This is a genomic window from Enterococcus sp. LJL128, assembly GCF_056924295.1.
Map to the genome: position 1 here is coordinate 215,584 of NZ_JBXPBP010000003.1, position 24,087 is coordinate 239,670.

Consider the following 24,087-nt stretch of genomic DNA (forward strand, 5'->3'; position numbering starts at 1 on the left):
GCCATCGATAAGTCTTTCTTTCAGGTGACAGTTTTGTTAGTCTGTATGTGAGGGATAGGAGGAGAGAACATGAGCAAAATAAGTGTAGTTGTTGATCGTCCAATTGGATATCAAAATGAATTTGGTACGGTATACCCTATCAATTACGGTTATGTGGAAGGACTGATAGCTGGCGATGGAGAAGAGCAGGATGTTTATATTTTGGGCGTGGCAGAACCAATCGCATCTTTTGAAGGCAGGCTAATTGCGGTGATTCATCGTAAAGACGATGTGGAGGACAAATGGGTAGCCGCACCAGTGGGATGTTCATTTTCTAAAAAACAGATTGAGGATGCGGTTCACTTTATTGAACAATACTTTGATTCAAGTATTGAAGTGCTTAACTAAAAATTAGAAGTTCATACACACTTTTTTCGATAGCTCATGGTACTATATAATAAATCCTATAAAAACGTGATGAGTCACATTTGCCTTTCTTTATGCGATAAAAAAATTATGAGGCGTGTTTTCATACGTTTATCAGGAGCTACATACAAGGATAGGAGGAATAAATTATGTTGCCGCTTTATGGAGTTTTAGATCCAACTTATTTATTAGTAATCATCGGGCTGGTCATTTCTATGGCAGCATCCGCTTATGTGAACAGCACATTTAGAAAATACGATGAGGTAAAGAGCCGAAACAGTGTTACTGGAACACGGGCAGCACAATACATTTTACAGGAAGAACATATTGCTGATGTAGGGGTTCAACAGATTTCCGGTCACTTGACAGATAACTACAATTCAGGTAATAAAACACTCAGTCTGTCGGAAGCAACTGCTCAATCAACATCTGTAGCTGCAATAGGCGTGGCTGCTCATGAATGTGGACATGCTGTGCAGGACCATACAGGCTATAGTCCGCTGCGTATTCGGGCAGCAATTGTTCCCGTTGCAAACTTTGGATCAATGCTTTCTTTTCCAATGATTATGATTGGTGTACTTTTTAGCTGGAATCAAACGCTGATTAACATTGGTATTTTTGCGTTTTCGCTGGCACTGTTATTTCAGCTGGTGACGCTGCCGGTAGAGTTTAATGCATCTAGAAGAGCCTTGAAGATTTTATCTGACGGTAACCTGTTGACGGCTGAAGAAGTACCTATGGCACGAAAAGTGTTGTTTGCAGCAGCATTAACCTATGTGGCTGCAGCTCTATCAACATTTTTGCAACTACTGCGTCTAATCATTCTCTTTGGCGGAAATAACCGAAGGAATTAATAGGAAATCAGTTGAATTATTGGGCGGACTTTCAGGTTTGTGCTATGATAAATATAACAAAATAATTAAGGAGTTGAGTAGAAATGAAAGCATCAACAAAAATCACAGTCGGTTTAAGTATTGCTGCAGTAGCCGGTGTTGTAGTTGCTGTAACAGCTTCAGAAAAAATTATCAAAAAAATTGGACATGTATCGAACCGCTGTAAGGCTAAAAAAATTGTTCAGGAAAAGCTGGGCGGAAATGATAAAATCATGTCAATGGTTGACCATTTATCAGATGAAGATTTAGATGCAGTATTAGGTGTTTTAGACAAGGTCAAAGAAGGCCGTGAAAAGGCATCCGATTATGGTGACAAAGTGAAAGAAAATGCAGAAGGCATGAAGGATAAGGTTTTATCTTTTATCGAAGAGCTTCTGTAAAAATAAGAGCAGAAAAGAAGGCGGATGGGACAGAAGTGTTTAGTCCCGAGAACCAAATAAGTACTGTTTAACATTAGCTCGTTCCTCACTGTGTTTCTCAGCAATAAGAAGAAATTCACGGAAATGACAGGAAACACGAATGTGAGTCAGTCGATGTTGACTAATTCCTACTTGGTGTTCTTCAAGTTTTTGTGAGTTTCGGCTTATTTTCGAAGGTCTTGCTCCTGCGGTTACTCGTCGCAGTTCAATACTGGTATATGCTACTGCTCCCATCGTTTATCCGGATTCCAAGTGAGCAGGATATAACTCAATGAGTTATGTCCTGCTCACTTTCTTTTTTTGTAAAATAAAGAAATGTTTTTCTTGTTTAGTTTAACGAGCATGGACAGAGGAAAGATCTGTCAGTATAATAAAAAGAACGTTGATAATTAAGTGGGGGAACAATGAATGAAGGAACAGGTATCTAACCTGACGAATGAAGAAAAAGAATACTATATGAGCAAAGCGATTCGCTTAGCTGAGCAGGCTGGAGCCCTTGATGAAGTTCCTATAGGAGCTGTCATTGTCAAGGATGGAGAAGTGATTGGGGAAGGCTATAATCTCAGGGAACATACCCGACAGGCTGCTTCCCATGCAGAGATGTTTGCAATTGAAGCCGCCTGTAAAAAACTGGACAGCTGGCGGCTGGAAGGGGCACAGCTTTTTGTAACGCTGGAGCCATGTCCCATGTGCAGCGGTGCAATGCTGCTGTCTCGTGTGGATGAAGTATATTTTGGTGCAGCTGACCCTAAAGGGGGAACCGCAGGAACATTCATGAACTTGCTGGATGACGACCGATTTAATCATACTGCCTATGTGGAAGGCGGCATTTTAGAAGAAACCTGTGGTCAACTCCTTTCAAGTTTCTTTAGAGAACTACGAGCAAAAAAGAAAGCTGAAAAAAATAAAAGAAAGACTAGCCAATAATGAAAAAGTGCGGTATACTATTAAATGCCGTAAGGCAGGACAATGGTGGGCCAGTGAAGCGTGTCAGATCTGGAAGGAAGCAGCACTAAGCAGGTGCCACCATGTGTCTGTATAAATATTGATTGGTCAGGGCTTAGAGCCCTTTTTATTTTGCTAAAAAGTACAAAAGGGGTAAATGAGGGGCAAAAAATTATAGTTCAGCTTCGTGAACTTTCCTAAAAGTTGAAGAACTTGATATTTTCGTTCTTTTTGTTTTCAATCTACATTGTTAACCGTTTCTGTTTCTGTTAAAATAGGTATAATCAAATAAGCCTTTTTAGGTTTAAGTTTTTGTTTAGCACATCTTCGTTCTTAGTCGGGCAGGGGATGTGTTTTTTTATTTAACTTTTTCGTATGAGATTATAAATGACCCCATAACACTCTTTACGTTTATGATTTTAAGAACTAATGTATCTCCTTTTTCTACTTTAGGATTATCAGTAGAAACAAAATTCAAATGTTCACCAGCTTGGATGTTGTAGCCAAACGCGCTATCTGGAACTAATTCAGCAACATTAACCTCAACCGTTTTACCCTCTAAATCTTTTCCCTCATTCAAAGCTGTTTCTGCATCTGCTTCACTATAATCAGGTTTTACCTCTTTGGATCCACAGCCTACCAATAAAATAAGTAGAAACCCCGTTACTAAAACAGTCCAAAACTTTTTCATTTAAACTCTCCATTCCGTGTTATAATATTTTTGCAACATACTATAATATGAGACTAATCAGCTTTTGCGGAGCTGGTTAGTTTTTTTACTATCTTTTCCATTGAGCGATTAATATTAAAATAATTTTTTAATTCTAAGAGAAGTTATTAGGTCAGTTTTCAACTTTTTAATTATTTCAGCAGGCGATTTGTTGATAGGAATAGTATACCAAAAAAACAAGAAAGTAATATTGAGAAAAGTTATTAAACTACTTCAACCATGATTGCCAAAAGAAGGAGCAAGATGCTAATTTATGAGATTCTTGAGACAATCACTAATTCGAAGAAGAACAGCAAAGTCAAAAATGACTTTGCTGCCCTTAAGTGTATATTAGTACCAGAAAAGTGGTACTTTCACAGTAGTGTCTGCACTAAAATATTTTTCTTGGTTTTGTGGTCGGTTGTAGTAATCTTTTGATGTTGCATGCAGCTCTAATTCAATGTAGGTAGCTTCTGCAGGAATATTCTCAATCGTTAATTTATTGCCGTCCATTTGAACACTGATATCGGCACTATACTCTTCATTTTCATTTCTTGCAGTTCCTGTAGCAGATTTATCTCCATCGTTAAACTGAACTGAGTATTTTACAGGGTGTTCCATAACTACTTTTTTCTCTGTTCCACTAACAGCAACAGAATCAATTTCGACTGGTACGCCTGTGTTTGTATCAAAATGAATCAAATTATCCAAATTAGAAACAGGTGTTAAATCTAAAACTGGAAAATGATAAAAATCTAAGCTCGTTAAATTTGTTAGATTTTTTACATAAGAAATATCTTGAACCGCATAGGTTGTTTCATCCTCACTCCAATAGCTGTAGCATTGAAGCATTTCTAAGTTCGTTAATTTTCCAAGCGGTCTAAAATCAATTGCAATTTGTTTCCCTTCCTCAGAAGTACTGGCGCCAAATACTAGGGATTTCATATTCTTCGCATATTGAATCCCATCAATCGAGCTCGCTCCCCAAAAAGAAAAGCTTTCAACTGTTTCAAGTTGTTTTGCTGTTGGCAGCTCGTCCTCTATGACAATTTCCTCGCCAGTTTCCGGATCATAAGAAGCTGCTCGGACTAGTTCCTGTCTTAGCTGATCATCATGGATATAGATTTTCTTCTCGCTGGCGCCAGAAAGATGTCCTCCAATAAGTAAGCTGCCTAAAATTACTGTTGTTGCCAAACCAAACGTTCCCCATTTTTTCAAGTTCATAAAATCTCTCCTTTTCATTAATATATTGTTATTTTATACTATTATTCAATTAATAGCAATGCACTCAAAGATATATAAGGATAACTTTAGTTATTTTATGAATCGCTTTCAGATTTATTTTAATTTCTAATTGTTTTTGAAATGGTAAAGCGTGGATTGTCCCTTAATTTTGAAAGAAAAATGTATTTATTTTACAGAATAGGGTTACGAAAGTACATAAAAAAACAAACTGTTTCTCAAATAGATTTTGATAAAAAGCAGTTTGTTTAAGGTGTTGAAATATGATTATTCAGAATGACATTTTTGAGTAATAGGATTTGAAAAATAGCTATTGATTCAATTCCTCATCAGGCAGCTGAGAGACAAGCTCAGAAAGCACTAAAATTTTTTCTTCTAATTTCTTTTTCAATACATCGATTTCTTCTTTAGAAAGTGTATGTGTATCATTTTCAAGAGCTTCTTCTAGTTTCAAACCTTGTTTTCTTAGCCTTTCAGCAGAAGTCATTGTTTTTCCCATAGCAAGAATATTATAAGTCTCTGGCTTATCAATGAAGCCTTGCAGCTCTGCTTCGATCTTGTCGAATTCTGCTGTAGCATCGTCAACTAAGTTGTAGATGTCTTCATTATTCATTTGTTTTGCATCTAATTCATCAATATCTTTGCCTACATTTTTGTAATCAATTAAGTCCATATAGCCTTCTACATCAAGAGTTTTTGCAACTGTAAACAGCTGGTAACCGCCAGCAGAAGCTGAGACTAGCCCGATGAGCAGTACAATCAAGCCTGATAAAATCTTTTTTCGTCGAACAGCAAGAACAATTAGCATAATCAATCCAATAATCAGCAAAACAGCACCAACACCAGTGACGCCTAACCATATAAAAACATCTGTTCCTTTTTTTAAATCCATTATAAGCTCCTTAAAATAAATGATTTGTCTGCATCCTAAAATAGGAGATTATCTATCATAAATTGTAATCCTATAAAAAAAAAATCAGACCTTTTCCATTATAACAGAAAAAAGTAAATGAAAAATAATTTTTTTGTCTTATTGTAAGTGATTTTTTAAATGTTTTGTTTAAAAGAAACAATATAATAATTTATTTATTAAATAATTAAATAAAACCGTTCAAAAATAATTGTAAATTATGCATAATGCATTATTTTATACTATTCAATTATGTTATACTATAGTTAAAATTTAGAAAGGAGTTATTTAGATGAAAAAGAAAAAATTAGTAGCGGGGTTGGGCGGCACTGCGTTGATGTTAAGTGCGGTCATTGGATTTTCGGTAGTTAAGGCTAGTGAGGAATATGTGGCAGTACCAAGCCAAGGAGTTAGAGAAGCGCTGTTGGGAGATGAGTATTCTGGTTATAGGTCAGTAATGACAAGTGAAGAAATTGCCAATTTTGAAGAGTTTAATTCTTTGCCAAAAGATGTATTCTCAAGAGAGCAACAGAACGAGCAAAATGAGATGCAGGTCGTCAATGGAGATTCTTCTAGCTTAGAAGGATTACAGCATGCATCCAATTTAGACTATTTAGATTATGAAGGAAGTTTACTTGATGCAACACCAATTAGCAAGCTATCCAATTTAAAAACATTGAAACTGAACCTAACAGATAAAAGTGTTGTTCCTTCGCTTGATTTTCTAGAGGAATTGGAAAGTCTACAAAGCTTTGAACTCCATCAATATCAAGGAATTGGTGGTATTGTTCCTTCTGATCTCTCTGCTTTGGAAACGTTTGAAAATCCTGATAAGAAGTTTGAAGCATTAGTCAGTGTTGATGGTACCCTAGCTTCGCAAGTAAGGCTTAGCCGAAATAATCCCAATCATGCGATGTATTTACCAGTAAAATTACCTCGACAAATGGAGACTGGTGAGCAAAGTATTGTGGTTCATGATCAGGAGTTTGGTTATGAGGAAATGGATGCTGAAGGGGAGCCGACAGGGAAGTTGATTTGGGAAAATATTCCGGAAGAAACTGAGTATTTACACATTTCGGTTTGGATAGAAACACCAGATGATATGAGAGACCATTTCTTTGTTAAATTCTGGGGACAAATGAAAATTCCAATTGTTTGGCAGGATTAATCATTGAAAAGATAAATGTTAATGACTGACGAAATAGATTTTAAATTATCCAAATAACTCAGCAAAATAAGGAACAAAGGATACTGTTTCTGCTGGAGGAGTAGTGATAACCAGCATGGAAACTATACTTTTTATTTCTATAGTTCAAGGAATAAACAAAAAATATAAGCCGTCAGATATTTTTGATATCTGGCGGCTTATTATTCAATCGTTGAATTGATAATCATTACATTCCTTGGTTTTCATCAATAAATTTAGAAAAGACTTTTATTATTCGTTCTACTGGTTTAGATATTCAGCAATCACAACTTCGTTATTATCCGGATCTTTTAGACGAAGTTCGTAGGTACCCCAATCAAATTTTTCCGGGGATCGAAGACAAGCCCTTTTCGTTCTAATTCCAAACAAGTGTTGTCAAGGTTGTCACATACAAAGACAAAGGACATAGCTCCGGTAACAGGCGCATCCCACTGTGCTGCATCCCAAATACAAATGGAGGGTGCATCCTCAATAAAACCAAGATAAACACCATTGTAATCATCACAGTCTGTTCTCAACATAGGTATTTCCAGTGTTTCACAATAAAATTTTATTAGTTCTTTTGCATTTCTGGTGAAAATATTAGTACAATAGAAACTGTTTACCATATTGTCCTCCTTCGAGTTTAAGACAGAATGAAGTGTCCAAACTCTGCCTTCTTTAAAATCCGTGTTAGTTCAATTATATCAGAGTAAAAAATGAAAATAAATGACTGTATGTTTATTCTATTAAACTATACTAGTTCATAATATAATTGGTTTTGTATATAGTCTGAAGAACATGGCAGAAGTATCTTACTCGAAAAATAAGGTAGAATTCTTAAAATAGAATTAAATTATCATTTTTTATTTTTTTATGTTAAAAAGCGTTTTATTTATTTCTTTAAGGAATTTATAATATTCTCATAAGGAAGGGGAGATAGAATGTTAAGAGCAGAAAAAATAAATAGTTGGGCAAATATTTTGAGGAAGCTTTCGCGATGGCAAGTGTTGATTGTGATTCTTGGCGGTTTTCTTATACTGCCAGTACGGGGAAACGCAGAAGCTTTGGACAAAGTGGATATTAATTATGCAGCACGGGAAGAATTAGAACTGATAACTGGTGTAGGATCGGTTATCTCAGAAAGAATTGTGCAGGGAAGACCTTATGAATCCTTGGATGAGTTGATGAAGGTGAAGGGAATTGGTGCCAAGACTTTAGAAAAAATCAAAGCTCAGGATGTAGCATTTGCAATCAAAGATTCAGAAACAAAAACATACAGAGAATGGCTGGGAAATGATGAGCTGGCAAAAGCTGTCTTGCGTATAGCTGATTACAATCTAGAGGAGAGAAGAAAAGAATTAGATTGGGAGATTACTTATAAAGAGTTAAGAGAAACTCATAGCCTTGACTTTTATTCGTTATCTAGCGATTTTCTAGGACAGGAATTGTTTGACAAACTTTATTTATTGGGTAATGTTTCAAGTATCCTTTTACAGTCTAATGATAAGTTAATAGAAGGTGATTTTAGTTACTTTAAGAACTTACGAAAGTTAAATCACCTGACCTTGTCTCAATTTGCTGGTGTGGGTGAAAATGGTAAAAATCTCTTTAAATATACTCCGAATCTTAACAGAATCGATTTTTGGGTGACGAGTTTGGCTAAACCTATAACTAATATGAGTAAAGAATTTACGGAAAATATGTCTACCTTAACTAAGCTTGAGCATCTTGAACTATTCTATTCTGATTTTCCAAATCCTGATATTTTCTTAAAATTGAAGAGCTTAAAAGTATTAGATGTTACCAATTTATCTTTTGGTCTACCGTTAGAGGATGAGATAGATATTTTTGATTATTTAAATAAAATTCCGACACTAGAAGCAGTTCGTTATATGTACCTTATGTACCATGGCATTGATATTCGAGATATGTTGGGAATTATTGATGATTTAAATATACCTAATATTTATTTGGGGTATAATTGGTTCGAAGAATACATTAAAGGAAATCCAGATGCTTATTTATCAATTAGATAGTATTGGTAAATAATAGTTTATCTTCTTGATTAGGCAAATCCCACATATAACAGAGCACAAGGTGCACTCAAAAACTATACGGAGACTTATTAGTTAAGCAGCTAGTATAAAATCGTTATTGAACAGGATTATCAGTCAATTATTTTTTTGATGATACTGACTGGCTCCAATTCTAAGCTTGCAAATTTTAAAAAGTAACTAGCCTTTTTTGCTAAAAATTCTTGCTGTTCGATGTTTGTTTGGAGAGTAGCGAAAAGAAAGGGTTTAGGCGTTTACTCATGCCTAAACCCTTTCTTTATACTGAATCCGAATAGTCCATCCTATCTTTTAGAGCCAAACGTCTTTATTTCAAACGATTATCGAGTGGTCGTTCTTGCGTACACGTACTTGTGTTTTCTGTTAAGTGTAACCGCAGTAATTGCAGTGATTGAAAGTAACGAACCGACAGTAATTAGTAATTTCATGGGCAGCAATCCTTTCATGTTTAGAGTACACCTCAGTTTTGCCTCTATGGGCAAATTTGGGGTAAATATATATTAAACCCTTATGGAAAGGGAGTTTTCTACGTGGACGGTAGGATTCGAACCTACACCTCTAGGGTTGAGAACAAACATCCTGTTTAATGCCTCATGAGAGTTAAAACACCACGTTCATCCACTTAATAGTAAGCTGTAAGGTATAGAGAGCAAATAAGCTCTCTATACAATTTTAATAGTCGGGGTTTTGTTTCCGGCTTTCTTTATAAATCTTGAAGACAAAACCCAAAAAAGAAAATTCAAATCCTTGAAACAGCCCCTTTCGTATTTGCTGAGTTAATCATAACCAAACAAGATTAAATGGAACATAAAAAACTTAGAAGAAAAAAATACTTTTCATGAAGGAATTGTGAACTGTTTAAAGAAAGCGTTAAACAGTTGAAAAAACACTAAAGAAATCCGAAAAGAAACGACAATAGCTGCTGTGAGAAAAAAGGGAAGTAGAAAAACAGCTCTTTGGCATACACGAAGGGGACAGTTCTGTGCTAAAATAGGAGAAGTGTTTTTATTTATACGTGTTTATCAGGAGGAAGAAGATGAAAAAGAAATTATTTTTAGCGATAACGTTGATTTTCGGTGTATCAGTGATTAGCGGCTGCTCGAACGAGAACGATAAGAAATCGGATAAAATGATAGAAGTGACAGTTACGCTCTTAAAGGATCAAGAGGATTTTGCTCATGAAGTTCTTGAAGTTGCTGAGGGAAGTACGCTCATGGAGGTAATGAAACAGGAATTTGAGGTAGAGGAAAAGCAAGGGATGATTACTTCTATTGAAGGCGTAAAGCAGGATGAAGCTGCAGGCTACTATTGGGTGTATACAATTAACAGTGAAACGATTAATACCGGAGCTAAAGAAACAAAACTGAAGGCCGGAGATGATATCGAATTCTTTTATGAAAAAATTTAAATTGAGTGGCAGCCCGTTTTCCATCAGAGAGATTGCTTATTTGTCCTTAGTTATTGCTGCCTGTGTAGTCGGCAGGCTTGTCTTTCAGCCGCTGCCGAATGTACAGCCGATGACAGCAATATTTCTGATTATTACGATTCAACTGGGTTTATCAAGAGGAATGATTGTTGCACTTCTGTCCGTTTTGATTACTAATTTCTATTTAGGCATGGGTATATGGACATTTTCGCAGCTGTTGAGTTATTTCTTTATTCTCTTGATCGTTATGGTACTAAGTCGATTTAAAGAATTCAGAAACAGCTATTTCCTCCAAAGCTTATTTAGTTTTTTAGCGGGTTTTCTTTATGGGTTGATTATCTCGTTCATTGATGTTCAGGTTTACGGCATGCCGGCTTTCCTGCCGTATTATTTACAAGGTATCCCCTTTGACTTCATGCATGGGATTGGGAACCTGATTTTTTACTTAATCTTAGCACCAGTATTTATTCGACTGCTGCAAAATAGAATGAACAGTTGAATAGATTAGAAGATAAGCAGCCTACCTAAATTCAGGTAAACTGCTTATTTTTTGTTGGCTGAATAGTGTTAACGATGCTCTCAACTGGACTGGCACAGCTAGTTCAGCTCATTATTTTTTAGCTTATGAACGGCTTCATCAGCAGGTGTAACATAAAGTGTCCGCTGATTTTCGTAAATCACATAGCCGGGTTTTGCTCCATTAGGCTTGTGAACATGCTTCACTTGAACATAATCAACTGGAACCTGAGCAGAAAGCCGGAATTTTGAATAGTAGGCTGCTAATAAGGCTGCTTCATAGAGTGTTTCTTCACTTGGTTCAGCATTTCGAATAATGACATGGGAGCCTGGAATATCCTTCGCATGAAGCCAATAGTCGGACTTTTTAGCCGTTTTTAACGTCAACTGATCGTTTTGTAGATTATTTCTTCCGACTAAAATTGTATCCCCAGCTGATGAAATGAAGATTTCCGGTTTACTTGGCTGCTCTTTTTTCTGCTTCTTTTGTCGTTGTTTTTTTACGTAACCCTGACTAATCAGCTCTTCTCGAATCATACCCAAATCGATAGGGGTAGCTAGTTCTAACTGGGAAAGGACAGATTCGAGATAAAGAATTTCCTGTTTAGTTTGTTTTATCTGATCTTGAATAATACGTACACCATTTTTTAGTTTTTGATATTTTTGGAAATATTTTTGTGCATTTTGATTGGGCGACAATGCCGGGTTTAATTTAATAGTGATAGGCTGATTTTCTTCATAATAATTTTCTAAAACTACTGATTCGCCGCCTTTGGGCACCTGACTCATAAAGGTTGTCAAAAGCTCGCCGTCTCGCCGAAAAGTCTCGGCATTTTCTGTATCGGCTAAGGTTTTTTCCAGCTTGATCAGCTTGCTTTGATTTTTCTTCCGTTCGTTTTCTATTTTTCGGATGAGCTCGCCGCCCTGCTGTTTGACACGGTCCTTTTCTGCTTTGCCGCTGTAAAAAGCATCCAGCAGTGAGCTAAGTGAGTCGAACTGTTCTTTTTCACCAAGTAAGCTGTCATAGGCAAGTGGAGTAAAAAATTCTTTTTTCTCTGTTTTTGTTAGTGTGGGAGTAGGTTGCTCTAGTTTTTTCCAAAAGTTTTCCCAAATTACCATTTTATTATTTGGCTGCTGTTTCATTTGAAAGACAAGCTCTTCGGCAGTGTCTCGGCCAAGACCTTGAAAATGCTGCTGTAGATACGTGCTGTTCAGTTCTTCAGCAATAGACAGTAGTTCGAACACCTTTTCTTTAGAAGCGGTAAATGGATTTAGTTGATTTTTTGCAGGTGGCGTAAGATAGTCTGCTCCGGGAAGAAGGGAACGATAGCTGTTTTGAGAGCTGCCGATATGCTTAATAACATCCAATATTTTGCCGCTGTCCTGATTCATTAAGACAATGGTGCTGTGACGTCCCATCAGCTCAACGATTAATAAAATATTTTGCAAATCGCCCAGTTCATCTCTTTTTGAAAAGGAAAAATGAATGACACGGTCATTTTCAATTTGACGAATCCCGTCAAGAATAGCGCCATCTAAAAACTTGCGGAGCATCATAACAAAATTTGGTGGTGAATCCGGATTGTTATAGACCATCTCTGTCAGCTGTATACGTGCATAGCTGGGATGGGCAGAAAGCAAAAGCTTATGATTTTTTCCATGTGAACGAATAACCAGAACAACCTCATTTTCATAAGGCTGGTGAATCTTAGAAATTCTTCCAGATAGAAGTGTTTCTGATAGTTCTTGAACAATTGTATGTGTAAAAACGCCATCGAAGGACATGTTATTTCCTCTTTTCTATAGTCCGTAATACTCCTATTATAACGAATACTTCCTGATTAATAAAGAAGTTGCCTAAACAAGCTTCAGTTGAAAGAGAATAGAAAGAAGCAGCAAATAGTATTATAAAAAAATTTGAACTGATTGTGTGCGTTTTCTTTTTTAAAAAAAATCAGTTATAATAGGTATAGACTGATTTTAGGAGGATGACTAATGGTAAAACGATTAATTAGTGCAAGCTACAGTGAGGTTGTAAAAATGTCAGCAAAAGAGCTGAAACAATCAATTAAAGCCAGCGAGGGAAGGACGATCTTATCTGAGAACGTGGTAATGGCTTCTCCTCAGGCGGGAGATATTACAAATGCTGAGGTAGCTGCTTCGTTTGGTGCTGATCTAATTTTATTAAATGTTTTTGACTGTTTTAATCCAATTATTCAAGGCTTGCCTGGAATGACACAGGAAAAGCTAATGGATTATTTACAACATCCGGAGCATAATAATGAAAATCCAGTAGCTGAGTTGAAAAAACTGGTAGGACGTCCAGTAGGAGTCAACTTGGAGCCTGTGGATGAAAACTCTCCGATGTTCAGTGAGAAGCTGGATATTTCCAAAGGTAGAATTAGCTCTAAAGAGGCGATTCAGCGTGCAGAAGAGCTGGGAATGGACTTTATCTGTCTGACTGGTAATCCAGGTACTGGTGTAACAAATAAAGAAATTGCCAAGGCTGTAGCTGTGGCAAAAGAGAATTTTTCAGGCTTAATTATTGCCGGAAAAATGCACAGTGCAGGTTCAGATGAGCCGGTTGTTTCTCTTGAAGCTGTGGAGGACTATGCAAAAGCTGGAGCCGATATTTTATTATTACCAGCGGTTGGGACCGTTCAAGGCTTTACTGAAGAAAACCTGAAGGAAGCGGTAGCTATTGCTAAAAAATATGACTTATTGACCATGTCTGCTATTGGTACGAGTCAGGAAAGTGCCAGTAAAGAAACGATTCGTCAAATTGCATTGACGAATAAAATATGCGGAGTGGATATTCAACATATTGGCGATGCCGGCTATGGCGGATTAGCACCAGCTGAAAATATTTATGAAATGTCTGTGACAATTCGCGGAATGCGGCATACCCTTAATCGGATTGCCCGTTCAATTAACCGTTAAAGCGGATTGAAGCAGATACGACATATGTCCCTTATCCAGAACACTTGATTATTAAAGTGTTCTGGATAAGTTTTTTTTAGTTAGAATTTTTAGCTCTTTTAGCTGATTAGAATCTGTTCCTATTCTTCAAATCGTGTTTGACAGATCGATGAAATTGTAATATCATTAATTGTGAATAAAAAAATAATTTGGTTCATTAATTATAGGAGGGAAATTTTGAGTAGAGGGCCTAAAGGATTTTCTGATGAAGAGAAGCAGGTGCTGAAAGAAAAATTGTGTCAGGAATGCGAGCAACGTTGGGCTAGGTTTGGCTATAAAAAAACCAGCATTGGTGAACTGACTGCAGCTGTGGGAATTTCTGCAGGAGCATTCTATCTACTTTTTTCTTCAAAGGAAGAGTTTTTCTTTGAAACACTTTTAACCGTTCAGAATAGACTCAAGCAGAAAATTCTATCAATTATTAAGGAAGAACAAAGAAAGTCTGGTTTTTTAAAGGCGCTTATCTGGCATTTTAAAGAATATGAACGTGCACCATTTCTTTATGATTTTGGTTCACCCGATTATTTGGCATTTTTAAATAAATTGTCAAAAGATAAAATTGCAGAAATGCAGGTAGATGGAAAAGCGTTCTTTTTTGAAATCGTTGAGCAGTGCGGGTTGGATATGAAAATAGATGAAGAGAAGGTATATGCTGCTGTCAGCACTCTTCTTTACACCGTGGAATTGAAAAAACAAACAGATTTTGCGTCAGAAGAAATATTTGAGCTCTTATTGAACAGTGTGATAGACCACCTATTTAAATAATAGAAGGCGGGGATAAGAAATGGAGAAGAAAAAAACAAAATCAATGTTTCGTGTACTGGAAGATACGGAAAAAATAGTCAATGCTTCGACTGGCATGAAAATCAGGCTGCCGAAGCCCGGCAAACGTTCGCTAGAGATTAGTACAGTAACGAACAGTGCACTTGGTGTAGGCTTAACGGTATTCGGCTTGTGTACACCGCATAAATGGGCGATTCTTTTAGGTGCTGCCAGTATAGCTGGCGGGATTATCACCTATCAGGAGGCGAAACGGATACAAGAAACTTGAATAACAAGTAAATAAAAAATGTCTGGTGCAGGTTTTCAAACACCAGACATTTTTAGTTTTTTATAGAGCAGCTTGAAAATCAGACAAACTGATAATCAGCTTTTCCAGACGTTGTGCTGCTTCTTTTGGCAATGCATCGTAGCCTTCAGACTGCAGTTCTTTTGATTGAATAAAAGATAAGCGGTCACATAGACGAGTTTTGAGTTTCTTAAGATAGTCTGAGCTGCCAAAATCCGGGAGATGTTCTTCCGATGGAAGATAAGATATATCTGAAAGCGGCAGAAACGGTTTGAATACAGCATTCTTTTCCACAATTTGATTGATACAATGCAAAGTTTGCTGAGGCGTCACTTTATTTCCATTAAAATAGCCAGTATTAAGGATATAGCAATCAGTTCCCAGTTGGAATAATTGCTGGAAATCCTGATAATCTTCAGCTAGAGGATAGCATCTGAACGGGTTGGCAAACGGCTCAATTACCAGCTGTTCGTGATCAATACCCGAGGCAAGGTTTTCTGCACTAGATCGTTTGGTCGCTAATGTTGCACCAAACAAAGCAGCCAACACTGGGTCATTTATTTTTAAAATAGGCGGAAGACTGTCATCCTTCATAATCCAATAGACGGCATCGATTTTTTCTGTGAAGTGATTTTTTCGGTTAGGTGTTGCATGTCTTGATTTGACCGTTCGCCCATTTCCGTTACGGATATCTTCGGTGACTAATACTTTTCTGCCGGAGTCATCTAAGGTCACGCCGATATTTTGACAGGTTAGAAAGTAGGAAACGGCTGGATCAGCCATCGGATAATCCTGTGTTTTATCAAAATAGGCAGGTTCAAGTGCTGTAGATGATCCGTCGGTTTTTGAAATAATAAAAGCATCATCGTGAAGAACTGTTGCAGGCAGCTGGTCGTTGTATTTTGCCAGTGTAATTGTTGATTTACCTGAACCTGATAAACCGAAGGCCGCCATTGTATAACTGTTTTCTTCTAAACGGTACTGCTTCATTCCACCGTGACAGGCGATATAGCCGTTCCGATGAGCAATTCCCCAGGCGAGAGTTAAAATTGCTTTTTTCAGCTCACCAAAGTAACGCAGTCCAAGAACTGCTGCAGTGTTGTGAAGCGAATCAAAAAGTACCAATCCATGAGGAAAATCAGGGTGAGTCCACTCTGGATCAGCTAATAAATAAATATCTCCTTCATCATAAGAAGTGGAATCGGCATACTTATTTTTATACTGCGTATTAGCTATTTGGAAGTTTAGCAGCCAGCTGTATAGATTTCCTTCAAATCCTTCTGGAAGCAGTAAGTGACTGCGAATCATAAAGCTGCTGTCGAGACCTACGATAGCAGAAGCATGATAGCAGCTCTTTTTCCCGATAGTATAGACAGCTTCTCTTAAAATAGCGCTATAATAGTCCTCATCAATCCCCGGCTGTCCAATTATTCTGCGAGCGATAGCGGTTCGGCCAACTACCTGACCGTCGTTGGTCACTAGTACACGACAATTTGACGGCAGCTCAAGCGATTCCGGCTGGAAAACTGGTAGATCCGTTACGATTGTTCCCGAAGCATGATAGGCAAGAGTATAAGCCTGATTCAGTGTTGTGACTGGCGTCACATTGTTCCCATAAAAACAGGTTTCAATGGTGTTTCTTATTTTTGAAAACAAAGGATTTTCCTTACGAATATCTGTAATAGAGAGTTGATTAATAGAACTCATAAATAACACCCCTTCTCTCAGTTTTATTTATAGTGTATCACATTTTCTTTTTGATTGTATGCGTTTTCTTGGATAGAATTGTTTAGTTTTGCTAGGCAAAAAAACAAACTATTAGTATAATGGAGAAAGAAGTAATAAAGGAGAGAATAAGTTGGAAAAAAAGTTTGATACGATTAAAGATAAAGTGAACTTAACCAATAAAAATCAACAGCTGTATATTAGATTGGGCATTGCTTTAGTTCTTTGTGTAGTAGGTTTGATTTTTATTGTTCCCCGAGTTCAGGCAAATATTCGTTCTTCCCAGGTTGAATCTTTGGTTAAGATTGATTTGCCGGGAAAAAAGGCTAGCTTTGCTGATACAAAAACGATTGATAAAGAGATAAAAGAAAGCCGGGCAATGACGGTTGTGTTCACACTTCCCAGCGGAAGAACCTATGACCAGATGATTTCTCTTTTTAAAGATGAAGAGACGATGAAGACCTTTAGCCGCAGTTTGACTATCTATCCAATCGTATATGATGCATCTAAGATTGAAAAGAAGTATAATGTAAAGAAAGAAGAGACAACAGCCATCTTCTTTGAAAATGGTAAAGAGAAAAATCGTTTTTCTGTAAATGAAAACATGGACGTGAAGACAGCTTTGATTCCGGAGTTAAATCAGCTGCCGCTGGCGAGTGTTGATACAAATGATCAGACACAAGCACAGCCTGAGGCTCAGACGGAAGAACAAACGAATCCAGCTGCATCGTCTGAAACAGCAGAACCTGTTCAAAACCAAGAGCAATTGGAGCAGGAAAAACTACAGTCAATACAGTAAACAGAAAGAGGGGATTAAGATGAGATTTCTAATTTTATTCGCTTTAGGTATTTTCTTTTTAATGAACACTCAAAAGAAAGCTGTACCTGTATACGTAAGAAGTGGTTCACGTGATCGTTACTGAGTGGAAGCAGAAAGCCGCAGTTTTATTAAAGCAAAAGAGGGTTCTGAAACCAAAGGAGCCCTCTTTTAAGCAGTCCGAAAAAAGAAAGGTGTACTTAAGCAAGCGTGTCCGCTTAGTCCCTTATGATACGGTACGTTCAGAATCTCTTGGCTGGTATCAGGATACAGAGAGTATGAGAAATATAGTTGGAGTAGCAACAGCTTATGATCAGAATAAAATCAGCCAAATGTACGACTGGCAAAATAAAAACGGCTTGCTTTATTATATAGAATGTTTGGAAGAAGGACAGTTCCGAACAGTAGGGGATGTCTGGCTTTCAAAAGATGATTATGCAATAGTGATAGATGAAGCGTATAGAAACCGACATATTGGCCGACTGGTAACAAAGTATTTTATCTATAAATCAAAGAAAATGGGCAGAGAAACCATGATTGTAAGAGAAATTTTTAATTGGAATAAGGCTTCTCAGAAAATGTTTACAAGCTTGAAATTCTACCCTTTTAAGGAATATAAGAATAGCTGGAGTTATCGAAAGAAATTGACATCACTATCAGACAAACGAGAGTAATGGACCTTGTAGACAGTTATTTTAGCAGGAAAAATTTGGATAACATCATAGAGCTTGAAACACATGCAGGAACTTCCAGATGCTGTTTCAAGTTTTTTTTTGAAAAAGGGAAGATAAAGCGAACGATTTGGACAGCTGGCCGGAAGGGACTTGGCAAAGGACCACCATTTCATTGTTGTCTGCGGTTACTCGACACAGTCTAGGTCATGCAAGTGCCATCTGCGGTTACTCGATATAGTTTAGAGCTGTTATGAGTTACTGTTCCACCGTTTATTTGGATTTGAGCATCCTAGAAGCTTGGAAATTAAGTTATGTCCCAGACTCTTTCATCAGTCCGCTGTTTTTACAGCCTTTGAAAAAAATGTAAAATCTTATTGACAACTCCTGTTGAAATAGGATAAACTACGAGTATCAAAAAAGTAGGAGGAATCAAACATGAATCAATTATCTATCCAAATGAACTATTCATGGCAAAACTGGCGTAGATGAGTTGTATGTGTGATTCTTTCATAGATACAACTTTAGAAGACAAATTCTAAATTTTGTATCTATGCTGGCTTTTATTTAAGATGACTAAATAATAAACCACATAGGTCGATATCTATGTGGTTTTTGTGTATAAGCAGCGACCACACCATTTAGGGTTTGTCGCTGCTCTTTTTTATTAAAAAATAAGAGTTTTTGTGTATAAATATGCGGGGATATTCTAATGAGGAGGAAAAAAGTATGAAATCAAAACGATTAATGATTGTAATAGGCGGGATTCTTTTGTTTTTAGCTGGTTCATTTTTTACTGAGAAAAAAGAAGAAAAGGTAGAGGATATTCCTACAGTGGGCGTGCTGCAGTTTGTCAGTCACCCTGCATTGGATGAAATCTATCGGGGGATTCAAGAGGGATTAAAGGACGAAGGATACGAGGATGGAAAAACAGTCAAGATTGTTTTTCAAAATGGTCAGGCGGATCAGAGTAAGCTGACAACAATGAGTCAACAATTGATTCAGAAAAACTCTGATGTATTGATTGGCATTGCCACACCAGCAGCTCAGGCTCTGGCGAACAGCACAGAAGACCTGCCGATTGTTTTAGGGGCGATTACCGACCCTGTAAGTGCAGGCTTAGTAGAGAGCAATGAGAAGCCGGGACGGAACATTACTGGAGTAAGTGATAAGTCTCCTGTTGCTTCACAATTTGAGCTGGCTGTTTCACTGCTGCCAAAGGCAAAAAAAGTAGGGATACTCTATTCATCTGCTGAGGAAAATTCCAAGTATCAGGCGGCAGAAGCAGAGAAAGCGGCTCAAGCTGTCGGTCTAACCTCAAAATCTTATGTAGTTCCTTCCAGTAATGAGATTGCTCAAACTGTTCAGGTGATGGCTGATGAGGTTGATTTCATTTATATTCCAACGGATAACACGATTGCGAATGCCATGCAGACGGTAGTTAGTGAAGCTGATAAAACAAAGACACCGATTATTCCATCTGTTGATACAATGGTGACGGAGGGCGGTTTGGCAACAGTTGGCATCAACCAATTTGAGCTTGGGGTTCAAACAGGGAAGATGGCAGCCGATATTCTGTCAGGGAAATCTGATCCGGCAACAACGCCGATTTATACATTTACGACTGGAGATATTATTATCAATGAAGCGCAGGCAGAAAAATTAGGGGTGACAATTCCTCAAAATATTCTGGAACAAGCAAAAAAGACAGATGACGAAACTGACTAGTATTTTTCTGTGAGTGAAGCATAAAGAGGTTGTGATAAAAGTGTTTAACTCCGAGAAATAAGAAGGATAATCCGAAAATGGCTCCTCATATTTTTGAGATTATTCTGCTTATTTCCGAAAGAGCTGCTTTTGGAGCACCGTTTATTCAGTTTTAAGGGACCGAGACAAACTTATGTCACAGCCTCACAGTAACTGACAAATTGAAGAATGGAGTGGGATAAATGATTGTATCAGCAATTGGTCAAGGGATGTTATGGGCTATTTTAGGATTAGGAATATTTATGACTTACCGTATATTGAATTTTCCAGATATGACAACAGAGGGGTCCTTCCCCTTAGGAGGAGCAGTTTGCGTGACTGCTATTACAAATGGTATTTCTCCAGTTTTTGCCACATTATTAGGTGTGGCAGCAGGAATGTGTGCAGGGCTGGTAACAGGGCTGTTATTTACTAAAGGAAAAATTCCAGTGATTTTATCCGGGATTTTAGTAATGTCAGGGTTAAACTCAGTGATTTTGTACGTCATGCAGACGCCAAATCTGTCATTGCTAAACCAACCGAAAATTCAAGATATATTTGCTTCATTGAAGCTTCCAAATTATTTTGATATTGTATTCCTTGGAATCTTTGTACTAGCAATAATTATTGGCTTTCTGTTATTTTTCTTTAATACTGTTCTAGGTCAGGCCTACATTGCTACAGGAGATAATGAAGAAATGGCTCGGTCCATTGGAATCAAAACGGATAAAATGAAAATTCTAGGTTTAACGCTTTCCAATGGCATTATCGCTTTATCAGGTGCATTGATTGCTCAAAATGATGGGTACGCTGATGTAAACAAAGGAATCGGTGTAATTGTTATCGGCTTGGCCTCCATTATCATCGGTGAGGTGCTTTTCGGCGAATTGACCTTCGCTGAACGTTTAATGGCAATTATTGTGGGCAGTATCATTTATCAGTTGTTGATTCTTGCAGTTATAAAACTAGGCTTTGACACGACGTATTTAAAAATCTTCTCTGCAGGAATTTTAGCAGTATGTTTGATGATTCCTCAGCTGAGAAAAGCCTTGAATCTGCAAATTGGTTCTGAAAAGGAGGAGAAAAGATGAGTGCAATCCTAAAAATCGAACACGCAAAGAAAATAATCAATAATGGTATGCATGAACAAAAAATAATCCTAAATGATGTTTCTCTTACGATTAATGCGGGTGATTTTATTACAGTGCTTGGCGGTAACGGAGCTGGTAAGAGCACGTTGTTCAATAGTCTTGCCGGAACACTCAGCCTTACAAGTGGGAAAATTGAAATCAGCGGGCAAAACATTACCTCTGCTTCAGAGGAAAAAAGAGCCGAATTTTTTTCCCGCGTCTTTCAGGACCCAAAACAAGGTACGGCTCCGCGGATGACCGTAGCGGAAAACCTGTTGCTGGCTTTGTACAGAGGAAAAAAACGTCCGTTTAGAAATAGAAAACTGAATGAGCAGCGGCAGCTGTTTGTTGAAATCTGTGGAGAAGTGGGGAATGGTCTGGAAGAACATCTGGACACACCTACTGGACAGTTGTCGGGCGGGCAGCGTCAGGCGTTGAGCTTATTAATGGCAACTCTGACGAAACCCCAGCTATTGTTGTTGGATGAGCATACAGCAGCACTGGATCCTAAAACCTCTAAACAGCTGATGAAGCTGACCGACCAAAGGATTAAAGATGGTGGACTTACCTGTTTGATGATTACCCATCGTATGGAAGATGCTCTGCGTTACGGCAATCGGCTGATTGTTATGCAGAAAGGCAAGATTGTACAGGATTTAAGCGAGCAGGAAAAAGCAAATTTAACCATGAAGGATTTACTGCTCTTCTTTGAAGAAGAGCCAGAGGAAATAGCTGTTGACTAGTGGAAAAGGCGGCAGAAAGTTCGGGATTTGACTGAAGTCCCGAGCTTTTATTTTGCCTAAATGTGGCTAGACAGGCGAAATAGAAGCAGTATAAACGTAGTTGTCTAAAGGTATTATTCGTGTAGTTCTCTTCGTCATATTAAACAAATACATAATTTTTTGAGAGATTGAAGAACAGTTGGAAATTAGTTAAATAATAAAAAGGTGAACCAGCAGCGTAAATTAATTATATTTTGCCCCTACAACACACTCTTTTGAACCAAACGGTTGGAAATAAGAATTGATAGAATTAGTTTGATTCTATCATATACTAGTCTAATTAGATGTTTGCTTGAAGACAGTATTCTTCTCATGTTAAAATGGCTAACAGTGAAAACGGATAGGAGACAAAAAGATGACGGATAGTCTGAATGTATTAAAGGAAGTTTTTGGCTACGATGAATTTAGAGTAGGACAAAAAGAAATCATTGATCGTGTGCTGAATAAAGAAAATGTCTTGGGAATCATGCCTACTGGGGGTGGGAAATCAGTTTGCTATCAGCTGCCGGCTCTTTTGATGGATAATTTAACACTGGTTGTTTCCCCCCTTATTTCGTTAATGAAGGATCAGGTGGATGCTTTAAATCTGATGGGAGTTCCTGCGGCATTTATAAATAGTACATTATCCTTTCAAGAGATTAATCAGCGAATTCAGCTGGCTGTAGATAAAAAAATTAAACTATTATATGTTGCGCCTGAAAGGCTGGAATCAGTTGAGTTTCAACAGCTGTTGACTCATGTTGAAATCGATTTGCTGGCAGTAGATGAAGCCCATTGTATCTCCCAGTGGGGCCATGACTTTCGTCCCAGTTATTTGAAAATGGCGGAAACAATTCAACAATTTCAGCAAGAGCCTTCGATTATTGCTCTAACTGCGACAGCAACACCTCAAGTGGCTCAGGACATTCTTGAGCAGCTGCATATTCCAAAGGAGAATCAGATTTCAACCGGTTTTGCTCGGGAAAATTTGTCCTTTCAGGTGATTAAGGATCAAAATAAAGATGTTTTCCTTTTAGAATACTTAAAAATGAACAAAAATCAGTCCGGAATTATTTATGCCAGTACGAGGAAAGAAGTGGAACGGATTTATCATTTACTAAAAAGCAAGCATGTTTCTGCAGGAATGTATCATGGCGGAATGAATGAGCTTTTGCGCAATGAAAATCAGGAGAAATTTCTCTTCGATGAGCTTCAGGTAATGGTTGCTACTAATGCCTTTGGAATGGGAATTAACAAGAGCAATGTCCGCTTTGTAATCCACGCCCAGATTCCGGGAAATATTGAATCCTATTATCAGGAGGCTGGGCGGGCAGGAAGAGATGGTCTTCCTAGTGATGCAGTCCTGTTTTATGCACCGCAGGATTTACAGATTCAGCAATATTTTATTGATCAATCTGAGTCTTCAATTGAGTATAAGCAGAAGGAATATATGAAGTTGAGGGAGATGTCTCAATACGGCAATGCACAAATCTGTCTGCAAAAGTTTATTCTGCGCTACTTTGGCGAGAAGGGCGAAGACTGTATGAAATGCAGCAACTGTCTGGATGAGCGGGAGCTGGTAGACATTACTGTGGATACCCAGAAGGTTCTATCCTGTGTGAAAAGAATGGGCGAGCGCTTTGGCAAAGGGCTGGTGGCTAAGGTGCTGGCGGGGTCGAAGGATCAAAAAATTGACCAATGGGGCTTTGAAAAGCTGCCGACCTATGGCTTACTGAAGGAGCGGACACAAAAAGAAATCAGTCAGCTGATTGATTATTTAACAGCAGAACGCTATCTTACCCCTTCTGATGGACAATTCCCTCTATTATCAGTTTCCAATAGCGGTGTTTTGGTTTTGAAAGGCGAAAAGCAGGTCTTTAGAAAAGAGAATCAGAAGATACGTACAGTGGCTGTGGATGATGGCTTGTTTGAAGCTTTGCGCGCTTTACGTTCAGATTTAGCTCAACAGGAAAATGTTCCGCCATACTTAATCTTTTCCGATAGTACCTTGAAGGAATTTTGTGAAAAGCTGCCGAAGAACCCGATTGAATTTTTGCAGGTTAAAGGTGTAGGACAGAATAAACTGGATAAATATGGGGAAGTATTCATCCAAGCGCTTAAGGAGTATCAAAGTGCTGAATAAAAGAATAGTAATGGTATGAGTTGATGTTAGCAGTTTTTTTTGTTTTCTGATACTATGAATAGGATATTTTCCTGTAATAGACATAAAGAAAAGACCGTGTACAACAAGAAATTTTGAATTAGCCTGAACAGACAGCAGCGGATGTAGCGTTAAATCGTTGGATAGTGATTGAAGCATTCTGGCGCAGCAGCTATTTTCTAAAGGATTACAACTATTTGTATGCTAATTGAACAATTTCGCTTAGTTACTATTAAACTAGTGCTAGTTCTAAGCTATTTAAGGGATGAATCCGTTTGCTGGACTGATTGACACAGAATTCT

The 24,087-nt window shown here is 37.7% G+C and carries 24 protein-coding genes, 1 tRNA gene and 1 other RNA gene; 18 read left to right on the plus strand and 8 right to left on the minus strand.

Annotated features, from left to right (window positions below; genetic code table 11):
• The first annotated feature begins 69 nt into the window (after positions 1-69).
• The 3 genes from AC1Z3K_RS06195 to AC1Z3K_RS06205 all read left to right on the plus strand — a co-directional run bounded on the left by AC1Z3K_RS06195 (position 70) and on the right by AC1Z3K_RS06205 (position 1,678).
• Entirely contained in the window at positions 70-387 is a 318-nt protein-coding gene (locus AC1Z3K_RS06195; protein ID WP_461732177.1) for an inorganic diphosphatase, read from the plus strand.
• A 167-nt stretch (positions 388-554) separates the two neighbouring features.
• Complete coding sequence (locus AC1Z3K_RS06200) at positions 555-1,259, plus strand: zinc metallopeptidase (protein WP_461732178.1); 705 nt, start codon at positions 555-557, stop codon at positions 1,257-1,259.
• A gap of 83 nt (positions 1,260-1,342) precedes the next feature.
• Positions 1,343-1,678, plus strand: coding sequence for a hypothetical protein (locus AC1Z3K_RS06205; protein ID WP_461732179.1), 336 nt, complete (start codon positions 1,343-1,345; stop codon positions 1,676-1,678).
• Between the two features lie 39 nt (positions 1,679-1,717).
• Here AC1Z3K_RS06205 and AC1Z3K_RS06210 read toward each other — a convergent pair whose 3' ends face one another.
• On the minus strand, positions 1,718-1,951 hold the full coding sequence (locus AC1Z3K_RS06210; protein WP_461732180.1) for a hypothetical protein: 234 nt from the start codon (positions 1,949-1,951) through the stop codon (positions 1,718-1,720).
• A gap of 174 nt (positions 1,952-2,125) precedes the next feature.
• On the opposite strand from AC1Z3K_RS06210, the gene tadA reads away from it, so the two are divergent.
• Positions 2,126-2,644 (plus strand): tRNA adenosine(34) deaminase TadA, encoded by a 519-nt coding sequence (gene tadA, locus AC1Z3K_RS06215; protein ID WP_426081303.1) that lies wholly within the window; start codon positions 2,126-2,128, stop codon positions 2,642-2,644.
• A 31-nt stretch (positions 2,645-2,675) separates the two neighbouring features.
• Positions 2,676-2,761, plus strand: an RNA gene (gene ffs / locus AC1Z3K_RS06220) — signal recognition particle sRNA small type.
• Between the two features lie 259 nt (positions 2,762-3,020).
• Here the strand turns inward: ffs and AC1Z3K_RS06225 are convergent.
• The 3 genes from AC1Z3K_RS06225 to AC1Z3K_RS06235 all read right to left on the minus strand — a co-directional run bounded on the left by AC1Z3K_RS06225 (position 3,021) and on the right by AC1Z3K_RS06235 (position 5,505).
• Positions 3,021-3,353: a hypothetical protein gene (locus AC1Z3K_RS06225; protein WP_461732181.1), complete on the minus strand. Its 333-nt coding sequence runs from the start codon at positions 3,351-3,353 to the stop codon at positions 3,021-3,023.
• A gap of 369 nt (positions 3,354-3,722) precedes the next feature.
• The gene (locus tag AC1Z3K_RS06230; RefSeq protein ID WP_461732182.1) at positions 3,723-4,595 is read right to left on the minus strand and encodes a hypothetical protein; all 873 of its coding nucleotides are present in this window, start codon (positions 4,593-4,595) and stop codon (positions 3,723-3,725) included.
• Between the two features lie 328 nt (positions 4,596-4,923).
• Positions 4,924-5,505 carry a hypothetical protein gene (locus AC1Z3K_RS06235; RefSeq protein ID WP_461732183.1) on the minus strand — a complete coding sequence of 194 codons (582 nt, stop codon included), beginning with the start codon at positions 5,503-5,505 and terminating at the stop codon, positions 4,924-4,926.
• Between the two features lie 310 nt (positions 5,506-5,815).
• Here AC1Z3K_RS06235 and AC1Z3K_RS06240 point away from each other — a divergent pair, with 310 nt between their 5' ends.
• Complete coding sequence (locus AC1Z3K_RS06240; RefSeq protein ID WP_461732184.1) at positions 5,816-6,691, plus strand: hypothetical protein; 876 nt, start codon at positions 5,816-5,818, stop codon at positions 6,689-6,691.
• 329 nt (positions 6,692-7,020) lie between these two features.
• Here AC1Z3K_RS06240 and AC1Z3K_RS06245 read toward each other — a convergent pair whose 3' ends face one another.
• Positions 7,021-7,338, minus strand: coding sequence for a VOC family protein (locus AC1Z3K_RS06245; RefSeq protein WP_461732185.1), 318 nt, complete (start codon positions 7,336-7,338; stop codon positions 7,021-7,023).
• Between the two features lie 315 nt (positions 7,339-7,653).
• Between AC1Z3K_RS06245 and AC1Z3K_RS06250 the strand changes: the two genes are divergently transcribed.
• Positions 7,654-8,748 (plus strand): ComEA family DNA-binding protein, encoded by a 1,095-nt coding sequence (locus AC1Z3K_RS06250; RefSeq protein ID WP_461732186.1) that lies wholly within the window; start codon positions 7,654-7,656, stop codon positions 8,746-8,748.
• A 565-nt stretch (positions 8,749-9,313) separates the two neighbouring features.
• Here the strand turns inward: AC1Z3K_RS06250 and AC1Z3K_RS06255 are convergent.
• Positions 9,314-9,406 (minus strand) — tRNA-OTHER (locus tag AC1Z3K_RS06255).
• 414 nt (positions 9,407-9,820) lie between these two features.
• On the opposite strand from AC1Z3K_RS06255, the gene AC1Z3K_RS06260 reads away from it, so the two are divergent.
• A complete protein-coding gene (locus AC1Z3K_RS06260) occupies positions 9,821-10,192 on the plus strand; it encodes a DUF4430 domain-containing protein (protein WP_461732187.1) in 372 nt (123 codons plus the stop codon).
• Complete coding sequence (locus tag AC1Z3K_RS06265; RefSeq protein ID WP_461732188.1) at positions 10,179-10,709, plus strand: ECF transporter S component; 531 nt, start codon at positions 10,179-10,181, stop codon at positions 10,707-10,709. Before AC1Z3K_RS06260 ends, AC1Z3K_RS06265 begins: the two co-directional genes overlap by 14 nt.
• A 98-nt stretch (positions 10,710-10,807) precedes the next feature.
• Here AC1Z3K_RS06265 and efbA read toward each other — a convergent pair whose 3' ends face one another.
• Positions 10,808-12,511, minus strand: coding sequence for a fibronectin-binding protein EfbA (gene efbA, locus AC1Z3K_RS06270; RefSeq protein WP_461732189.1), 1,704 nt, complete (start codon positions 12,509-12,511; stop codon positions 10,808-10,810).
• A gap of 210 nt (positions 12,512-12,721) precedes the next feature.
• Between efbA and AC1Z3K_RS06275 the strand changes: the two genes are divergently transcribed.
• The 3 genes from AC1Z3K_RS06275 (at position 12,722) to AC1Z3K_RS06285 (ending at position 14,756) form a co-directional block, all read left to right on the plus strand.
• On the plus strand, positions 12,722-13,666 hold the full coding sequence (locus tag AC1Z3K_RS06275; RefSeq protein ID WP_461732190.1) for a DUF7916 family protein: 945 nt from the start codon (positions 12,722-12,724) through the stop codon (positions 13,664-13,666).
• A gap of 216 nt (positions 13,667-13,882) precedes the next feature.
• Positions 13,883-14,470 (plus strand): TetR/AcrR family transcriptional regulator, encoded by a 588-nt coding sequence (locus AC1Z3K_RS06280; protein WP_461732191.1) that lies wholly within the window; start codon positions 13,883-13,885, stop codon positions 14,468-14,470.
• A 19-nt stretch (positions 14,471-14,489) separates the two neighbouring features.
• On the plus strand, positions 14,490-14,756 hold the full coding sequence (locus AC1Z3K_RS06285; RefSeq protein ID WP_426081323.1) for a hypothetical protein: 267 nt from the start codon (positions 14,490-14,492) through the stop codon (positions 14,754-14,756).
• A gap of 60 nt (positions 14,757-14,816) precedes the next feature.
• Here AC1Z3K_RS06285 and AC1Z3K_RS06290 read toward each other — a convergent pair whose 3' ends face one another.
• Positions 14,817-16,481 (minus strand): phosphoenolpyruvate carboxykinase (ATP), encoded by a 1,665-nt coding sequence (locus AC1Z3K_RS06290; protein ID WP_461732192.1) that lies wholly within the window; start codon positions 16,479-16,481, stop codon positions 14,817-14,819.
• Positions 16,482-16,632: 151 nt separating this feature from the next.
• Between AC1Z3K_RS06290 and AC1Z3K_RS06295 the strand changes: the two genes are divergently transcribed.
• The 6 genes from AC1Z3K_RS06295 to recQ all read left to right on the plus strand — a co-directional run bounded on the left by AC1Z3K_RS06295 (position 16,633) and on the right by recQ (position 23,767).
• Complete coding sequence (locus AC1Z3K_RS06295; RefSeq protein WP_426081325.1) at positions 16,633-17,298, plus strand: hypothetical protein; 666 nt, start codon at positions 16,633-16,635, stop codon at positions 17,296-17,298.
• A 110-nt stretch (positions 17,299-17,408) separates the two neighbouring features.
• Positions 17,409-17,990, plus strand: coding sequence for a GNAT family N-acetyltransferase (locus AC1Z3K_RS06300; RefSeq protein ID WP_426081326.1), 582 nt, complete (start codon positions 17,409-17,411; stop codon positions 17,988-17,990).
• Positions 17,991-18,716: 726 nt separating this feature from the next.
• Positions 18,717-19,715 (plus strand): tryptophan ABC transporter substrate-binding protein, encoded by a 999-nt coding sequence (gene trpX / locus AC1Z3K_RS06305; RefSeq protein WP_461732193.1) that lies wholly within the window; start codon positions 18,717-18,719, stop codon positions 19,713-19,715.
• A gap of 221 nt (positions 19,716-19,936) precedes the next feature.
• Positions 19,937-20,824: an ABC transporter permease gene (locus tag AC1Z3K_RS06310; RefSeq protein ID WP_426081328.1), complete on the plus strand. Its 888-nt coding sequence runs from the start codon at positions 19,937-19,939 to the stop codon at positions 20,822-20,824.
• Positions 20,821-21,606 carry an ABC transporter ATP-binding protein gene (locus AC1Z3K_RS06315; protein ID WP_426081329.1) on the plus strand — a complete coding sequence of 262 codons (786 nt, stop codon included), beginning with the start codon at positions 20,821-20,823 and terminating at the stop codon, positions 21,604-21,606. Before AC1Z3K_RS06310 ends, AC1Z3K_RS06315 begins: the two co-directional genes overlap by 4 nt.
• Positions 21,607-22,000: 394 nt before the next feature.
• A complete protein-coding gene (gene recQ / locus AC1Z3K_RS06320; protein WP_461732194.1) occupies positions 22,001-23,767 on the plus strand; it encodes a DNA helicase RecQ in 1,767 nt (588 codons plus the stop codon).
• Positions 23,768-24,087 lie beyond the last annotated feature (320 nt).

Excerpts from the sequence above, each read along its gene's own strand:
- AC1Z3K_RS06195 (WP_461732177.1), top strand. The coding sequence starts at position 70 with ATGAGCAAAATAAGTGTAGTTGTTGATCGTCCAATTGGATATCAAAAT.
- AC1Z3K_RS06200 (WP_461732178.1), top strand. The coding sequence starts at position 555 with ATGTTGCCGCTTTATGGAGTTTTAGATCCAACTTATTTATTAGTAATC.
- AC1Z3K_RS06205 (WP_461732179.1), top strand. The coding sequence starts at position 1,343 with ATGAAAGCATCAACAAAAATCACAGTCGGTTTAAGTATTGCTGCAGTA.
- AC1Z3K_RS06210 (WP_461732180.1), bottom strand. The coding sequence starts at position 1,951 with ATGGGAGCAGTAGCATATACCAGTATTGAACTGCGACGAGTAACCGCA.
- tadA (WP_426081303.1), top strand. The coding sequence starts at position 2,126 with ATGAAGGAACAGGTATCTAACCTGACGAATGAAGAAAAAGAATACTAT.
- AC1Z3K_RS06225 (WP_461732181.1), bottom strand. The coding sequence starts at position 3,353 with ATGAAAAAGTTTTGGACTGTTTTAGTAACGGGGTTTCTACTTATTTTA.
- AC1Z3K_RS06230 (WP_461732182.1), bottom strand. The coding sequence starts at position 4,595 with ATGAACTTGAAAAAATGGGGAACGTTTGGTTTGGCAACAACAGTAATT.
- AC1Z3K_RS06235 (WP_461732183.1), bottom strand. The coding sequence starts at position 5,505 with ATGGATTTAAAAAAAGGAACAGATGTTTTTATATGGTTAGGCGTCACT.
- AC1Z3K_RS06240 (WP_461732184.1), top strand. The coding sequence starts at position 5,816 with ATGAAAAAGAAAAAATTAGTAGCGGGGTTGGGCGGCACTGCGTTGATG.
- AC1Z3K_RS06245 (WP_461732185.1), bottom strand. The coding sequence starts at position 7,338 with ATGGTAAACAGTTTCTATTGTACTAATATTTTCACCAGAAATGCAAAA.
- AC1Z3K_RS06250 (WP_461732186.1), top strand. The coding sequence starts at position 7,654 with ATGTTAAGAGCAGAAAAAATAAATAGTTGGGCAAATATTTTGAGGAAG.
- AC1Z3K_RS06260 (WP_461732187.1), top strand. The coding sequence starts at position 9,821 with ATGAAAAAGAAATTATTTTTAGCGATAACGTTGATTTTCGGTGTATCA.
- AC1Z3K_RS06265 (WP_461732188.1), top strand. The coding sequence starts at position 10,179 with ATGAAAAAATTTAAATTGAGTGGCAGCCCGTTTTCCATCAGAGAGATT.
- efbA (WP_461732189.1), bottom strand. The coding sequence starts at position 12,511 with ATGTCCTTCGATGGCGTTTTTACACATACAATTGTTCAAGAACTATCA.
- AC1Z3K_RS06275 (WP_461732190.1), top strand. The coding sequence starts at position 12,722 with ATGGTAAAACGATTAATTAGTGCAAGCTACAGTGAGGTTGTAAAAATG.
- AC1Z3K_RS06285 (WP_426081323.1), top strand. The coding sequence starts at position 14,490 with ATGGAGAAGAAAAAAACAAAATCAATGTTTCGTGTACTGGAAGATACG.
- AC1Z3K_RS06290 (WP_461732192.1), bottom strand. The coding sequence starts at position 16,481 with ATGAGTTCTATTAATCAACTCTCTATTACAGATATTCGTAAGGAAAAT.
- trpX (WP_461732193.1), top strand. The coding sequence starts at position 18,717 with ATGAAATCAAAACGATTAATGATTGTAATAGGCGGGATTCTTTTGTTT.
- AC1Z3K_RS06310 (WP_426081328.1), top strand. The coding sequence starts at position 19,937 with ATGATTGTATCAGCAATTGGTCAAGGGATGTTATGGGCTATTTTAGGA.
- AC1Z3K_RS06315 (WP_426081329.1), top strand. The coding sequence starts at position 20,821 with ATGAGTGCAATCCTAAAAATCGAACACGCAAAGAAAATAATCAATAAT.
- recQ (WP_461732194.1), top strand. The coding sequence starts at position 22,001 with ATGACGGATAGTCTGAATGTATTAAAGGAAGTTTTTGGCTACGATGAA.